General features: G+C 52.6%; 25 protein-coding genes. All 25 read left to right on the top strand.

Going from position 1 to position 12,781, the window contains the following annotated elements; translation table 11 throughout:
- Nucleotides 1-150 (top strand): elongation factor Tu (tuf, locus tag NT002_01905; protein ID MCX6828025.1); only part of this gene is annotated, 150 nt, incomplete at its 5' end.
- Between the two features lie 33 nt (nucleotides 151-183).
- Entirely contained in the window at nucleotides 184-492 is a 309-nt protein-coding gene (gene rpsJ / locus NT002_01900) for a 30S ribosomal protein S10 (GenBank protein MCX6828024.1), read from the top strand.
- A 15-nt stretch (nucleotides 493-507) separates the two neighbouring features.
- Entirely contained in the window at nucleotides 508-1,134 is a 627-nt protein-coding gene (rplC, locus tag NT002_01895) for a 50S ribosomal protein L3 (protein ID MCX6828023.1), read from the top strand.
- A gap of 14 nt (nucleotides 1,135-1,148) precedes the next feature.
- The gene (rplD, locus tag NT002_01890) at nucleotides 1,149-1,775 is read left to right on the top strand and encodes a 50S ribosomal protein L4 (GenBank protein ID MCX6828022.1); all 627 of its coding nucleotides are present in this window, start codon (nucleotides 1,149-1,151) and stop codon (nucleotides 1,773-1,775) included.
- A complete protein-coding gene (gene rplW / locus NT002_01885; protein ID MCX6828021.1) occupies nucleotides 1,772-2,062 on the top strand; it encodes a 50S ribosomal protein L23 in 291 nt (96 codons plus the stop codon). Before rplD ends, rplW begins: the two co-directional genes overlap by 4 nt.
- Before the next feature lie 21 nt (nucleotides 2,063-2,083).
- Nucleotides 2,084-2,914, top strand: coding sequence for a 50S ribosomal protein L2 (rplB, locus tag NT002_01880; GenBank protein ID MCX6828020.1), 831 nt, complete (start codon nucleotides 2,084-2,086; stop codon nucleotides 2,912-2,914).
- 14 nt (nucleotides 2,915-2,928) lie between these two features.
- Nucleotides 2,929-3,219 (top strand): 30S ribosomal protein S19, encoded by a 291-nt coding sequence (rpsS, locus tag NT002_01875; protein MCX6828019.1) that lies wholly within the window; start codon nucleotides 2,929-2,931, stop codon nucleotides 3,217-3,219.
- Nucleotides 3,220-3,232: 13 nt separating this feature from the next.
- The gene (rplV, locus tag NT002_01870) at nucleotides 3,233-3,778 is read left to right on the top strand and encodes a 50S ribosomal protein L22 (GenBank protein MCX6828018.1); all 546 of its coding nucleotides are present in this window, start codon (nucleotides 3,233-3,235) and stop codon (nucleotides 3,776-3,778) included.
- Between the two features lie 11 nt (nucleotides 3,779-3,789).
- Nucleotides 3,790-5,112: a 30S ribosomal protein S3 gene (rpsC, locus tag NT002_01865; GenBank protein MCX6828017.1), complete on the top strand. Its 1,323-nt coding sequence runs from the start codon at nucleotides 3,790-3,792 to the stop codon at nucleotides 5,110-5,112.
- A gap of 29 nt (nucleotides 5,113-5,141) precedes the next feature.
- Nucleotides 5,142-5,564, top strand: coding sequence for a 50S ribosomal protein L16 (gene rplP / locus NT002_01860; GenBank protein ID MCX6828016.1), 423 nt, complete (start codon nucleotides 5,142-5,144; stop codon nucleotides 5,562-5,564).
- Between the two features lies 1 nt (nucleotide 5,565).
- Nucleotides 5,566-5,841 (top strand): 50S ribosomal protein L29, encoded by a 276-nt coding sequence (rpmC, locus tag NT002_01855; GenBank protein MCX6828015.1) that lies wholly within the window; start codon nucleotides 5,566-5,568, stop codon nucleotides 5,839-5,841.
- Between the two features lie 14 nt (nucleotides 5,842-5,855).
- Nucleotides 5,856-6,110, top strand: a complete 255-nt coding sequence (gene rpsQ / locus NT002_01850) for a 30S ribosomal protein S17 (GenBank protein ID MCX6828014.1) — start codon at nucleotides 5,856-5,858, stop codon at nucleotides 6,108-6,110.
- Between the two features lie 34 nt (nucleotides 6,111-6,144).
- Complete coding sequence (gene rplN / locus NT002_01845) at nucleotides 6,145-6,513, top strand: 50S ribosomal protein L14 (GenBank protein MCX6828013.1); 369 nt, start codon at nucleotides 6,145-6,147, stop codon at nucleotides 6,511-6,513.
- An 11-nt stretch (nucleotides 6,514-6,524) separates the two neighbouring features.
- Nucleotides 6,525-6,860 carry a 50S ribosomal protein L24 gene (rplX, locus tag NT002_01840; GenBank protein MCX6828012.1) on the top strand — a complete coding sequence of 112 codons (336 nt, stop codon included), beginning with the start codon at nucleotides 6,525-6,527 and terminating at the stop codon, nucleotides 6,858-6,860.
- 14 nt (nucleotides 6,861-6,874) lie between these two features.
- On the top strand, nucleotides 6,875-7,414 hold the full coding sequence (rplE, locus tag NT002_01835; GenBank protein ID MCX6828011.1) for a 50S ribosomal protein L5: 540 nt from the start codon (nucleotides 6,875-6,877) through the stop codon (nucleotides 7,412-7,414).
- 8 nt (nucleotides 7,415-7,422) lie between these two features.
- The gene (locus NT002_01830) at nucleotides 7,423-7,608 is read left to right on the top strand and encodes a type Z 30S ribosomal protein S14 (protein ID MCX6828010.1); all 186 of its coding nucleotides are present in this window, start codon (nucleotides 7,423-7,425) and stop codon (nucleotides 7,606-7,608) included.
- Nucleotides 7,609-7,632: 24 nt separating this feature from the next.
- On the top strand, nucleotides 7,633-8,034 hold the full coding sequence (gene rpsH, locus NT002_01825; protein ID MCX6828009.1) for a 30S ribosomal protein S8: 402 nt from the start codon (nucleotides 7,633-7,635) through the stop codon (nucleotides 8,032-8,034).
- A gap of 14 nt (nucleotides 8,035-8,048) precedes the next feature.
- Nucleotides 8,049-8,591 (top strand): 50S ribosomal protein L6, encoded by a 543-nt coding sequence (gene rplF, locus NT002_01820; protein ID MCX6828008.1) that lies wholly within the window; start codon nucleotides 8,049-8,051, stop codon nucleotides 8,589-8,591.
- Between the two features lie 14 nt (nucleotides 8,592-8,605).
- A complete protein-coding gene (rplR, locus tag NT002_01815; GenBank protein ID MCX6828007.1) occupies nucleotides 8,606-8,974 on the top strand; it encodes a 50S ribosomal protein L18 in 369 nt (122 codons plus the stop codon).
- Nucleotides 8,975-9,008: 34 nt separating this feature from the next.
- Nucleotides 9,009-9,479, top strand: coding sequence for a 30S ribosomal protein S5 (gene rpsE / locus NT002_01810; GenBank protein ID MCX6828006.1), 471 nt, complete (start codon nucleotides 9,009-9,011; stop codon nucleotides 9,477-9,479).
- A 25-nt stretch (nucleotides 9,480-9,504) separates the two neighbouring features.
- A complete protein-coding gene (gene rpmD / locus NT002_01805; GenBank protein ID MCX6828005.1) occupies nucleotides 9,505-9,690 on the top strand; it encodes a 50S ribosomal protein L30 in 186 nt (61 codons plus the stop codon).
- Nucleotides 9,690-10,142 carry a 50S ribosomal protein L15 gene (gene rplO / locus NT002_01800; GenBank protein ID MCX6828004.1) on the top strand — a complete coding sequence of 151 codons (453 nt, stop codon included), beginning with the start codon at nucleotides 9,690-9,692 and terminating at the stop codon, nucleotides 10,140-10,142. Before rpmD ends, rplO begins: the two co-directional genes overlap by 1 nt.
- A complete protein-coding gene (gene secY / locus NT002_01795) occupies nucleotides 10,143-11,450 on the top strand; it encodes a preprotein translocase subunit SecY (protein MCX6828003.1) in 1,308 nt (435 codons plus the stop codon).
- Nucleotides 11,450-12,106, top strand: coding sequence for an adenylate kinase (locus NT002_01790; GenBank protein MCX6828002.1), 657 nt, complete (start codon nucleotides 11,450-11,452; stop codon nucleotides 12,104-12,106). The genes secY and NT002_01790 overlap by 1 nt, the downstream gene beginning before the upstream one ends.
- The gene (map, locus tag NT002_01785; protein ID MCX6828001.1) at nucleotides 12,103-12,771 is read left to right on the top strand and encodes a type I methionyl aminopeptidase; all 669 of its coding nucleotides are present in this window, start codon (nucleotides 12,103-12,105) and stop codon (nucleotides 12,769-12,771) included. The genes NT002_01790 and map overlap by 4 nt, the downstream gene beginning before the upstream one ends.
- Nucleotides 12,772-12,781 lie beyond the last annotated feature (10 nt).

The following is a 12,781-nucleotide window of genomic DNA, read 5'->3' as shown; positions in this document are numbered from 1 at the left end:
CCGGGTGTTGAGATGGTCATGCCCGGGGACAACACGCAGATGGAAGTGGAGTTGATCACGCCGATTGCGATGGAGAAGGAGTTGCGGTTTGCGATTCGCGAGGGCGGCCGGACAGTTGGCGCCGGAGTCGTCGGTGAAATTATTGCCTAACGGTTCCCGTTTTGGAAAATTAGAAGGATTGATATGGACGGACAGAAAATAAGAATCAAGCTGAAAGCATACGACCACTATTCTCTTGATAAATCGACCAAGGAAATAGCCCGGACCGTACTGCGGACAGGAGCCCGAATTGCCGGGCCGATACCGCTTCCAACCAAGCGAACCGTTTACACCGTTCTCCGTTCGCCGCACGTGGACAAAAAGAGCCGCGAGCAGTTTGAAACGAGAATTCATAAACGGCTGATAGATATATATGAGTCAACGCCGCAGACGGTTGATGCGCTTATGAAGCTGGATCTGCCGGCCGGTGTTGATGTGGAAATCAAGACCTGATGATGGTATGAACTAATGAAGGAAATAATCGGCATAAAATTGGGTATGACCCGCATCTTCGGTACCGATGGGGAAGCAATTCCGGTCTCGGTCATCGAAGCCGGTCCCTGTGTGGTGATCGCCAAGCGGACTACCAAAAAAGAAGGCTATCGGGCGGTTCAGGTCGCTTGCGGAATACAGCGTGAGAACCTGTTCAATAAGCCCGAGCTGGGTCATTATAAGAAGGCCAATGTTCAACCGCGCCGTTATCTGAGGGAAATCAGTTATGAGGGCGAGATTGAAATCAGCGGTGAAATAAAAGTTGATATATTCAAGAAGGGCGAGAAGATTGATATTACCGGTATCTCCAAAGGTCTGGGTTTCCAGGGTGTGATGCGGCGTCACAATTTCAGCGGCGCCAATATCACCCATGGCCAGTCCGATCGTCAGAGAGCCCCCGGTTCGATCGGCTCCTCTTCATACCCATCCAGGGTTTTTCGGGGTCAGAAAATGGCCGGCAAGATGGGAAAGGACAAAGTGACCGTTCTCAATCTTGAGGTTGCGCAGGTCATCGCCGAACGGAATCTTTTGCTGGTGCGGGGAGCCGTGCCGGGGAAGAAGGGAACCCTGCTTAAAATCAGAAAGACCAACCGAGTCCGGTAGAATGGCAGGATGAAATGGAAATAAAAGTCTATAATCAAGAAGGTGCGGAAGTCGGCAGCGTTTCGTTGAGCGAAAGGGTTTTTGGCTATAAGCCGAACCAGCAGGTGGTGCACCAATATGTGGTCAATTATCTGGCCAATCGCCGGCAGGGTACTTCCAGCACCAAGGGGCGTTCCGATGTTTCCGGCGGTGGTGCCAAGCCATGGCGGCAAAAAGGCACCGGCCGGGCCCGCGCCGGCTCAATCCGGTCTCCTCTCTGGAGAGGCGGCGGTATCATCTTTGGACCGCAGCCCCGCTCCTATTACAGCAGTTTTCCCAAAAAGATGAAACGAGTCGCCATGCTTTCGGCTTTTTCGGATAAGGCTCAGAATGAAGGTATCCGCGTGATCGATACACTCGAATTGCCCGAAATCAAAACCCGGCGTCTGACCGCTATCCTCGATAAGCTTGGTCTCGACAAAAAACGTTGCCTCATATTGGACGAAGGGGAAAATCGCAATCTGGTGTTGTCGGTTCGCAATCTGGAGAATGTCCACTACTCGAGGGCTCCGTTGGCGAATACTTATGATATCGTCAATGCCGATGTTCTGCTGGTGAGCAAGGCCGGTTTGCAGAAAATTGAGGAGGTGTTCACCTCATGAAAGAGCCTCGTCGCATTTTGCAGTTGCACCTGATGACGGAAAAGACTACTCGACTGAAAGAGTTGGGCAACATTTATGTTTTCAAAGTCGATCGTTCCGCCAATAAGAGAGAAATAAAGTCCGCCATCGAAAAGGTTTTCGGGGTCAAAGTGGATACCGTTCGGACCATGGTGGTTCCCGCTAAACCGAAGCGAATGGGTCGTTATGAAGGCCGGTCCACTGCCTGGAAAAAGGCCATAGTGAAACTAAAAAAGGATCAACAGATTGCAGCCTTTGAGAATCTCTAAGGCGGATTACAGGACACTGTTATGGCTATAAAGAAATATAAACCGATTACCCCCTCGCAGAGATTCAGAACGGTCGCGAGTTTCGAGGAAATTACTTCCACCCGTCCCGAAAAGGCGCTCCTGGTCGCTCTTCGAAAAAAGGGCGGGCGGAACAACAAGGGCCGTGTCACGGCTCGCCATCGCGGCGGCGGTCATAAGCGCTTTATTCGAATCATCGATTTCAAGCGCAATAAATTTGACATCCCCGCGCGCGTTGCCTCCATCGAATACGATCCTAACCGCTCGGCCCGTATCGCTCTGTTGCACTATGCCGACGGGGAAAAGCGGTATATCCTGGCGCCCGACGGTCTCCAGGTCAATACAATTATTACTTCCGGCGAGAAATCTGAAATAAGAACCGGCAACGCTATGCCGGTCGGTCTGGTTCCCCTGGGCACTTTTCTGCATAATGTGGAAGTGGTCCCCGGCAAGGGAGGGCAAATCGCCCGCGGTGCCGGAACCTATGTCCAGCTGGTGGCCAAAGAGGGCGATCATGCCCACCTGAAGATGCCTTCGGGAGAAGTGCGGCTGGTGAAGCAGACCTGTTATGGTACTATCGGCCAGGTCGGCAATCCCGACCACAAGAACCTTTCCTGGGGCAAAGCCGGTGCATCCCGCTGGCGCGGCTGGCGGCCGAAAGTCCGCGGCGTGGCCATGAACCCCGTCGACCATCCGATGGGCGGCGGTGAAGGCAAAAGCTCCGGCGGTCGGCACCCCTGTTCACCATGGGGACAAAAAAGCAAGGGCTTGAAAACGAGAAGTAAACGGAAATCGAACAAATATATTGTTGAACCACGCGGAAAGAAGAAATAGTCGCGGAGGAATTAATGGCACGGTCATTGAAAAAAGGCCCATATATCGACGAGAAACTGTTGAAAAAGTTGCTGGCTCTCAATGAAACAGGTGAGAAGAAGGTCGTCAAGACCTGGGCGCGGCGCTCTACCATTTCACCCGATTTTGTGGGTCACACTCTGGCAGTGCATAATGGGAATAAATTCATTCCCATCTATATCACCGAGAATATGGTCGGACACAAACTGGGTGAATTCGCCCCCACCCGTACTTTTCGTGGACACGGCGGGAAACTGGCCGAGCGGTCCACGGCGGTGAAGGAATAGGGAGATAAACAAGATGCAGGCACATGCGCGAGTCAGATATTTAAGAATGTCTCCCCGGAAAATGCGTCGGGTCGCCGACTTGATTAAGGGAAAACCGGTTCAGGAAGCATTGAATATTCTCAATTTCACTCCCAAATTGGCGGCTCACCATCTGGCCAAAACCGTCAAGGCGGCCGCGGCCAATGCCATATCGGGAGTGGGGACTGCGAAGCTCAAAGCCGAGGATCTTGCGATCACCCGGGTAACGGTTGATGAGGCTCCCACCGCCAAGAGAGTCCGCTTTCAATCGATGGGAAGGGTTTTCCGGCTTCGCAAGAGATATTGTCACGTAATGGTGCAGGTCGAGGGTGAACCGGAACCGGAGGCCAAAGGATCGGCAGCCAAGCGGAAAAAAGCCAAAGCGGAAAAAGCGGCTCCCGATGCCAAAGCAACCAGGGAATCCGTCAAGCGGGAAGAATCTGAAGATAAAGAAAAAACCGCCGATACGGCCGCGGAATCATCTGATACGGCCGCCGAAGCGGATGATATAAAATCGGAAGAGAATAAGAACGAGGCGTAAAGGAGATAATCTTGGGACAGAAAACACACCCAATTGGTTTTCGTTTGGGAGTTATCAAATCCTGGAACAGTAAATGGTTCTCGGATAAAAATTTTGCCGGGCTTATCTATGAAGACATGATGATCAAGAAATATATTGTCGCCCGACTGGAAAATGCCGGATTGGCCAAAGTCGAAATCCTACGTGCTCCCAAGAAGGTCACCGTCGATATCCACACCTCGCGCCCGGGAATTGTTATCGGACGCAAAGGGGCTGAAGTGGATAAGCTTCGTGAAGAGTTGCAGCTTTTGACCCAAAAAGATATTTCGCTCAATATTATCGAAGTTAAGAAACCGGAATTGTCCGCCCAACTGGTGGGCGACTCCATCGCGCATCAGTTGGAAGGCCGCATTTCCTATCGCAGGGCCATGAAGAAGGCCATCAGTGCTTCGATGAAGATGGGCGCTGAGGGAATAAAGATTGTCTGCGGTGGCCGTCTGGCCGGAGCCGAAATCGCTCGCACAGAAAAATACATGGAAGGGCGTGTTCCCCTGCATACACTGCGCGCCGATATCGATTACGCCACTTCCACCGCGCATACCACTTATGGTACAATCGGCGTGAAAGTCTGGATATGTCGCGGGATGGTGATGGGTGCCGGCGAGATGGTGGTCAAAGAGGAAATTGATAAATCGCTCGCGGATAGACCGGAACTGGATGTTGACCGGAGAAGAGAAAGACCGCGGGGAGATGATAATCAGCGGCGGAGACGGCCGCGTGGCCGGGTTCATCGCCCGGATCGGCCTTCTGATGGCGCCCAGGCCGATGCTTCGCGCGATCGCAGCCGGCAATCCGGAGGTGGTGGCCCAAGGCCATCGGGAGATCGCTCCGATTCCAGAGGTGGTCAAGCCGATGCTTCGCGCGATCGCGGCCGGCAATCCGGAGGTGGTGGCCAAAGGCCATCGGGAGATCGCTCCGATTCCAAAGGTGGTCAGGTTGATACCTCGCGGGGTCGCGGCCCGCAATCCGGCGGTGGTGGCCCAAGGCCATCGGGAGATCGCTCCGATTCCAAAGGCGGTCAGGCCGATACCTCGCGTGATCGCGGCCCGCAATTCGGCGGTGGTGGCCCAAGGCCATCGGGAGATCGCTCCGATTCCAAAGGCGGTCAGGCCGATACCTCGCGTGATCGCGGCCCGCAATCCGGCGGTGGTGGACCGAGACCTTCGGGAGACCGCGCCGATTCAAGAGGCGGCCATAGACGTCCCGAGCAGGGACATGTCCCGCCCGCTCAACCCAAAGGACGGCCGGAAACGGATAATAAGGGACCTGCCAAACCACCGGAAAGTAAAACCTGATAACCAGGCCGTGAGTTGGAGATGATATTATGTTAATGCCAAAGAAAACCAAGTTTCGTAAGCAGCAGAGAGGCAGAATGACCGGAAAAGCTTTCCGCGGCAGTTCCATATCATTCGGCGAATACGGTCTCAAGGCAATTGAACCGGCCTGGGTCACCGATCGTCAGATTGAAGCTGCTCGTATTGCTCTCACCAGATATATCAAGAGAGGCGGAAAAGTCTGGATACGTGTCTTCCCCGACAAGCCGGTCACCAAGAAGCCGGCCGAAACGAGGATGGGAAAAGGCAAAGGCGCCCCCGAATTCTGGGTGGCCGTTGTCAAGCCGGGACGTATCCTTTTTGAAATAGAGGGAGTCACTGAAATCATGGCCAAAGAGGCGCTCCGACTGGCCAGCAACAAGCTCCCGATGAAAACCAGGTTTGTTACCCGTTCCGAAACGATAGGTGTATGATATGAAGATGGTTGCTCTTAGAGACATGACCCGGGACGAACTCCTGTTGAAGAAGAGGGAGTTGACGGAGGAAATCTTCAACCTCAACATGCGGAAAACGCTGAAAGAGCTTGATAATCCGCTGAAGCTTCGCACCATCCGACGGGACATTGCAAAAATAGAAACAATCCTGTCGGAGGACAGACTGAATTTGCGAAAAATCGTCGATGCGCCGATATCAATTCTCGATAAACACAGCCAGAAGGCGCCGGATACAAACGTGGATAAAGGTGAGTAAAACATAGGTTGAATATGAATAGAAATATGCGAAAAATAAGGGTCGGAAAGGTTATTTCTGATAAGATGGATAAGACCATCGTCGTCAGAACCGAGCGGACCATGAAACACCCTCTCTATGGCAAGGTCATCAAGACCTTCACCAAGTTCTACGCTCACGATGAGGCCAATCAAGCCCATGCGGGAGATCTGGTGCGGATAATGGAAACCAGACCGCTTTCGGCCACAAAACGCTGGCGGCTGGTAGAAATCGTGGAGAAGGCCAAGTAGCAACCCGCCGTCGCTATAGTTCGGGAGTCAAAAGATGATACAGGAATATACCAATTTAATTGTCGCCGATAACTCCGGAGCCAGGAAGGTCATGTGCTTCCGAATCTTGGGCGGAACCAAGAGACGATATGCCCGCTTGGGCGATATTATCGTTGTGACGGTCAAGGATGCTATCCCGGGCGGCACGGTCAAGAAATCGGAAATCTGCAAAGCCGTGGTTGTCAGGACTACGGCCGAAACCCGGCGGCGCGATGGTTCCGTTATTCGCTTTTCCGATAATGCCGCTGTCATTATTAACGATCAGAAGGAACCGCGCGGAACCCGTATTTTCGGGCCGGTGGCGCGTGAGTTGAGAGAAAGACAGTTCATGAAAATCATCTCTCTCGCTCCGGAAGTATTATAGAGGTAGTACTGATGAATATCAAGAAGGGTGACATAGTCGTAATCAGAAGAGGCAAGGACCGGGGAACGCCGGACAAACCGCGCACAGGTAAGGTTCTCCATGTCTTCCCGATCAAGAATCGCCTCATTGTCGAAGGGGTTAACATCATTGGGCGGCATTCCCGCCCCACACGCCGCAACCCGAAAGGCGGCATTGTCAAGAAGGAAGCTCCCATACATCGGGCGAAAGTGGCTCTCTTCTGCAAATCCTGCTCCGCTCCGACCAAAGTGAGTTATAAAGTCATCGAGGAGACGGAAGGCAAAAAATCAAAGATCCGCCTCTGCCGGAAGTGCGGCGAAGCTATTTAGATAGGTACCCGGATATGGCCAGATTGAAAGAATTTTATCAAAAAGAAGTGGTTCCCAAACTGATGAAGCAGAATAAATATTCATCAGTCATGGAAGTACCCCGTCTCACCAAAATTACCATTAATATCGGCGTGGGGGAGGCGATCGGCAATCCCAAGGCGTTGGATGCCGCCGCTGAAGACCTGACCAAGATCACCGGACAAAAACCGGTGTTGGCTCCGGCCCGGAAATCGATCTCCAACTTCAAGCTGAGAAAAGGCGTCAAGATTGGTACCCGTGTTACCCTCCGCAGGGAAAGAATGTACGAGTTTTTAGATCGCCTGACCAACGTGGCGATCCCCCGTATCAGAGATTTCCGGGGCATCTCCACCAAGTCCTTTGACGGACGCGGCAATTTTAACCTGGGAATCAAAGAGCAGATCATTTTCCCGGAAATTGACTACGATAAGATCGATAAGATACGCGGTATGACCATCTCTATTACCACCACGGCCAAGACCAATGAGGAGTGTCGTCAGCTCTTGACCGAAATGGGCATGCCGTTTACCAAATAGGAGATGATGTGGCAAAGAAGTGCTTAATAGAAAAGCAGAAACGGACACCCAAATTTAAGGTCCGTCGTTACACCCGCTGCCAAAGATGCGGCCGCCCGCGGGCTTACATGAGACGATTCGGCCTGTGCCGTATCTGCTTCAGACAAATGGCCCTGGCCGGCGATATCCCCGGAATTGTCAAGGCAAGTTGGTAAGCCAGTGAATTACAGGAGTAATATATGTCGATGACCGACCCGATTGCAGATATGCTGACAAGGATAAGGAACGGCGCCAAAGCCAAAAGAAAAGCCGTCGATGTTCCCGCTTCCAATGTCAAGCGCGAAATAGCCAAAGTTCTGATTCGAGAAAAATTCATCAAGGATATGGTGGAACTGCCGGACAACCGCCAGGGTATCCTGAGACTGTACCTTAAGTACAGCCGCGAGGATAAACCGATTATTAAAGGCCTGAAAAGACTTTCCACTCCGGGTCTGAGAAGATATTACGGTTTGGATGAACTCAAGAAAATCGGCAATAATCAGGTCGGTCTTGTAATCATCTCAACCTCACAGGGCATCATGACCAACCTTGAAGCGTACAAGAACGGCCTTGGTGGTGAGGCCGTTTGCAGTGTCTGGTGATTGGAGCTAATGATATGTCAAAAATAGGAAGACTGCCCGTAAAGATACCCGCCGGGGTGAAGATCGACCTGAAAGGTTCGGCTCTCAGTATCACCGGCCCCAAAGGCAGTTTATCGTACAACCTGCCTCAGCCGATCAGTCTCAAGGTGGAAGACGGCGTGATTTCCGTCAGCCGGCAATCGGATAACCGGCAGCATCGCTCTCTGCACGGTCTGACGCGGGCGCTCATTCAAAATATGGTGATCGGTGTCACCAGCGGCTACGAAAGAATTCTGGAGATGGTCGGAGTCGGTTACCGGGCCGAGCTTACCGGCAAGCTTCTTACCCTGAGCCTGGGATATTCCCACCCGATCCTGCTGCGGCCGCCCGAGGGTGTCATCATAAGGGTCGAGCCGAAGGAAAATAAAATATTCATTACCGGAATCGACAAACAGCTGGTGGGCATGGTAGCATCTAAGATTCGCTCCCTGCGGCCGCCGGAACCTTACAAGGGTAAGGGCATCAAGTATGCTGAAGAAATTATCCATCGCAAGGCCGGCAAGACGGCTGGGAAATAGAGGTTGCATCAGCAATGAACGCGCACGATATAAAGAAAAGAAGGGCCGCCAAGAAAAAGGCCCGTGTCCGCGGAAAAATCCACGGAACAGCGGAAAGACCCCGCCTGGCGGTGAGCAAAACGATTAAAAATATCTCGGTCCAGATTATTGATGACGAGAAAATGGTGACCCTTGCGGTCGCCTCTTCTCTGGTCAAAGAAATTGCCGAAAAAGCGGACAAAAAGACCAAAACGGCGGTGGCGGAAATGGTGGGGAAGGCCATTGCCGAGAAAGCCCTGGCCAAAGGTATCAAAAAAGTTGCTTTCGACCGAAATCGCAACTTGTACCACGGTCGCATCAAAGCCCTGGCCGAGGCAGCCCGCAAGGCTGGATTGGAATTTTAACTTTTCGATGAGGTAAAACTTGGCTCAGCTTGAAATGGAAAACCTCGATTTCGTGGAAAAAGTAATCCACGTGAATCGTGTGGCTAAGGTTGTCAAGGGCGGCCGCCGGTTCAGCTTTACGGCTCTGGTGGCGGTCGGACAGAAAAACGGCCGCGTCGGTGTCGGCCTGGGAAAGGCCGCGGAAGTCTCTGAGGCGATCCGCAAGGGTACTGAAGCCGCCCGCAAGTCGATGGTGAAGGTGACGATGACCCCTGAGGGAACTATCCCGCATCAGATTATGGGACGGTACGGTGCTTCCACGGTGATGCTGAAACCGGCTTCTCCCGGTACCGGTGTGATTGCCGGCGGCGCCGTTCGCGCCGTTCTGGAATCGGCGGGTATTCAGGATGTCCTGACCAAAGCCCTGGGCAGCCGTAATCCCCATAATATTGTCAAAGCCACCTTGAACGGATTACGGGCTCTTCGTTCTCGGGAAGAACAGGAACATTACCGGACCCAGGGTTGAAAGCCCGGGACGGTGAGGTATTGATATGGCAAAACTGAAAATCACTCAGATTCATAGTACCATTGATAAAAATTGGAAGCAGAAAAGGACTATAATCGCCCTTGGTCTGGGGAAATTGCATCGTACCGTGATTCATGACGATACCCCGCAGATACGCGGTATGGTCAAGGCGGTTGAACACCTTTTAAAATGCGAAAAGGTTGAAGAATAATGACACCGTTAATGCTATCCCAGTTAAAGCCCCCTTCCGGTTCCCGCAAGAACCGCAAGCGGATCGGGCGCGGTCCCGGCAGCGGCATGGGGAAGACCTCGGGAAGAGGTCATAAGGGTCAAAAAGCCCGTTCCGGCGGAAAAGGAAATGTGAAAAATTGGTCGGAAGGCGGTCAGATGCCTCTTCAGAGAAGACTGCCCAAACGCGGCTTCACCAATATTTTCAGGGAAGAATATCAGGAGGTTAATATCACCGCTCTGGGCAAGTGCCCTCCGGGTGAAGTTACTTCTGAAACATTGAAACAGTTAAGGATCATTAAATCAACCCGCCTTCCCATCAAGATCCTGGGAATGGGTAACCTGGAAACAGCTTTGCATGTCAAGGCGGCGGCCTTCTCCAAATCAGCCGTCGAGAAAATTAAAGCGGCCGGCGGAAAGGCCGAGGTGGTTTAGGTGCTGAACACTTTCCAATCCGTTTTCAAGATTGAAGAACTTCGCAAGAGAATTCTCTTCAGTCTTGCCTTGCTGGTCGTCTATCGCATCGGCGGCCATATTCCCACACCGGGTGTCGATGGCGCTCTCGTGGCCCAGGCCCTTTCCGGCGAAACCATTTTCGGACTGCTTGACCTCTTTGCCGGAGGCGCTTTCCGCAACGCCACCATTTTTGCCCTGGGTATCATGCCTTATATCTCGGCTTCGATTATGCTTCAGCTGCTCGGGGCCGTGGTTCCCTACCTGCAGAGACTGCAGAAGGAAGGCGAAGAAGGGAAACGCAAGATCACCCAGTACACCAGATACCTGACCGTTCTCATCGCCGCTCTGCAGGCTTTCGGCACGGCGCAATTCCTGACCACCCTGGAAATAGGCGGCAGTAAGATCGTCTATATGCCCTATGGCGAATTTGTCGCCCTCACCATGCTGACCTTCACCTGCGGTACAATTTTCATCATGTGGCTGGGCGAGCAGATCACCGAACGCGGGATCGGCAATGGCATTTCGCTTATTATCTTCATCGGTATCGTGGCCCGGTTCCCCGATGCCGTCATTGAGGAAGTGCAGTACCTCTGGTTCGGCACCCGTTCCTTCTTTATCGAGGTGATCCTGGTTGCCGCCATGATAGCAGTGGTCGCAGCGGTCATTCTGGTTACCCGCGGGCAGCGAAAAGTCCCCGTGCAGTATCCGCGGAAAATTATCGGCCGAAAAATTTACGGCGGGGCGACAACCCATTTGCCGCTCTCGGTAAACTCCGCCGGCGTCATTCCGATTATCTTTGCGCAGTCGATTATGTTCTTGCCGGCCACTTTGCAGCAGCTGTTCCCCAACAGTGATTGGATCTCCAATATTGTGTCGGGCTGGCTGGCTCCGGGGTATTTCGGCTATTCACTCATTTATGGCCTGATTATTGTCTTCTTTGCTTATTTCTATACCGCCATTGTTTTTAATCCCATTGATATCGCCGATAACATGCGCAAGAACGGTGGCTTTATCCCCGGCATCCGTCCCGGGAAACGAACGGCGGAGCATATTGAAAAAATCTTGACCCGTATCACTCTTCCCGGCGCTATTTTCTTTGCCGCCATCGCCATTTTGCCCTGGGTTCTGATACGGCAGTTCAATATAAACTATTTCTTCGGCGGCACCGGACTTCTCATTGTCGTCGGTGTGGCTCTGGACACACTCCAGCAGATCGAATCGCACCTGCTTATGCGCCACTATGACGGATTTATGAAGAAAGGTAAAATCCGAGGGAGATCGTATTAATGAATTTGATTTTTCTGGGACCTCCCGGTTCCGGCAAAGGCACTCAGGCCAGAAGAATATCGCACGAGTTGAATATTCCACATCTTTCCACCGGCGATTTTCTTCGGGAGGCGGTGCGCGATGACACGGAACTGGGGAAAAAGGCCCGGAAATATATGGAGGCCGGCGATCTGGTGCCGGATGATATTATCATTGAGTTGATCGAGGAGAAGTTTCGCAACGGCGAGTTGAATAACGGCGGCATTTTGGACGGTTTTCCCCGGACTATCCCGCAGGCGGAAGCATTGAATATGATGTTTGAGAAACACCGTACAGTGATCGATAAGGTTATCTTGTTGGCGGTTTCCGATCAGGAAGTGATCAAGCGGCTCTCGGGAAGGTTTTATTGTCCGACCTGCCATGCCGGCTATAACTACCCGGTTCAGGTGCCCCGGAAGGAAGGGCTCTGTGACAAGGATGGTACCAAGCTTCTCCGTCGCCACGATGATGAGGTGGACGTGGTTATGAACCGGCTGGATGTATATAAAAAGCAGACGGCGTCTATCGTGGACTTTTATCGCCGGGCTAACAAACTTTCCGAAATCAAGGCCGATGACGGCCCCGACCTGATTTCCGAACGCATCCTAAAGCTATTGACTGAAGTTAAACAGGTGTGATAATTATTAAGACCGACGCCCAGATTGAGACCATGAGAAAAGCCGGTAGTGTTGTGGCCGAGACGCTGCGCCTTGTGAAAAATCATATCCGGCCCGGAATTACGACCGCTGAAATCGACCGGCTGGCGGAGGATTTTATCCTCTCGCGCGGGGCCAAACCGGCTTTCAAGGGATATCATGGATTCCCTGCCAGCACCTGCATCTCTATCGACGATGAGGTTGTCCACGGAATCCCCGGAGCAAGGGTTCTTATGGATGGACAGATCGTCTCGGTCGACCTGGGCGCCATTGTCGGCGGTTACTACGGTGATTCCGCCGCCACTTTTCCGGTGGGAGAGATTTCGGAAGAAAAGAGGAAACTTCTCGAGGTGACCCAACGTTCTTTAGAGGCCGGTATCGCCAGGGTTAAAGCCGGTAACCGGCTTGGCGAGGTTTCCGCCGCGGTACAGGAGACCGCGGAAGCCGCCGGATTTTCGGTGGTCAGGGAACTGGTCGGTCACGGAATCGGCAAGGCGATGCATGAGGACCCGCAGGTGCCTAATTTTGGCTCCGTGAATACGAAAGTCGATGGCTGGACGGTGGTGACGGCGGACGGCTCCCCTTCGGCCCATTTCGAGCATACCGTCGCGGTTACCGATGACGGCTGTGATATTTTGACACTTTAGATTAAGGATT

This window comes from Candidatus Zixiibacteriota bacterium (genome assembly GCA_026397505.1).
Taxonomy (GTDB): Bacteria; Zixibacteria; MSB-5A5; order GN15; family PGXB01; genus JAPLUR01.
This window is presented reverse-complemented; position numbering and strand designations above follow the sequence as displayed.

Excerpts from the sequence above, each read along its gene's own strand:
- rpsS (MCX6828019.1), top strand. The coding sequence starts at position 2,929 with ATGGCACGGTCATTGAAAAAAGGCCCATATATCGACGAGAAACTGTTG.
- rpsH (MCX6828009.1), top strand. The coding sequence starts at position 7,633 with ATGTCGATGACCGACCCGATTGCAGATATGCTGACAAGGATAAGGAAC.
- rplP (MCX6828016.1), top strand. The coding sequence starts at position 5,142 with ATGTTAATGCCAAAGAAAACCAAGTTTCGTAAGCAGCAGAGAGGCAGA.
- rplE (MCX6828011.1), top strand. The coding sequence starts at position 6,875 with ATGGCCAGATTGAAAGAATTTTATCAAAAAGAAGTGGTTCCCAAACTG.
- rpmC (MCX6828015.1), top strand. The coding sequence starts at position 5,566 with ATGAAGATGGTTGCTCTTAGAGACATGACCCGGGACGAACTCCTGTTG.
- rplD (MCX6828022.1), top strand. The coding sequence starts at position 1,149 with ATGGAAATAAAAGTCTATAATCAAGAAGGTGCGGAAGTCGGCAGCGTT.
- rpsJ (MCX6828024.1), top strand. The coding sequence starts at position 184 with ATGGACGGACAGAAAATAAGAATCAAGCTGAAAGCATACGACCACTAT.
- rplV (MCX6828018.1), top strand. The coding sequence starts at position 3,233 with ATGCAGGCACATGCGCGAGTCAGATATTTAAGAATGTCTCCCCGGAAA.
- rpsE (MCX6828006.1), top strand. The coding sequence starts at position 9,009 with ATGGAAAACCTCGATTTCGTGGAAAAAGTAATCCACGTGAATCGTGTG.
- rplC (MCX6828023.1), top strand. The coding sequence starts at position 508 with ATGAAGGAAATAATCGGCATAAAATTGGGTATGACCCGCATCTTCGGT.
- rplB (MCX6828020.1), top strand. The coding sequence starts at position 2,084 with ATGGCTATAAAGAAATATAAACCGATTACCCCCTCGCAGAGATTCAGA.
- NT002_01790 (MCX6828002.1), top strand. The coding sequence starts at position 11,450 with ATGAATTTGATTTTTCTGGGACCTCCCGGTTCCGGCAAAGGCACTCAG.
- rplR (MCX6828007.1), top strand. The coding sequence starts at position 8,606 with ATGAACGCGCACGATATAAAGAAAAGAAGGGCCGCCAAGAAAAAGGCC.
- rplX (MCX6828012.1), top strand. The coding sequence starts at position 6,525 with ATGAATATCAAGAAGGGTGACATAGTCGTAATCAGAAGAGGCAAGGAC.
- rplW (MCX6828021.1), top strand. The coding sequence starts at position 1,772 with ATGAAAGAGCCTCGTCGCATTTTGCAGTTGCACCTGATGACGGAAAAG.
- rpmD (MCX6828005.1), top strand. The coding sequence starts at position 9,505 with ATGGCAAAACTGAAAATCACTCAGATTCATAGTACCATTGATAAAAAT.
- rplO (MCX6828004.1), top strand. The coding sequence starts at position 9,690 with ATGACACCGTTAATGCTATCCCAGTTAAAGCCCCCTTCCGGTTCCCGC.
- rpsQ (MCX6828014.1), top strand. The coding sequence starts at position 5,856 with ATGAATAGAAATATGCGAAAAATAAGGGTCGGAAAGGTTATTTCTGAT.
- rplF (MCX6828008.1), top strand. The coding sequence starts at position 8,049 with ATGTCAAAAATAGGAAGACTGCCCGTAAAGATACCCGCCGGGGTGAAG.
- rplN (MCX6828013.1), top strand. The coding sequence starts at position 6,145 with ATGATACAGGAATATACCAATTTAATTGTCGCCGATAACTCCGGAGCC.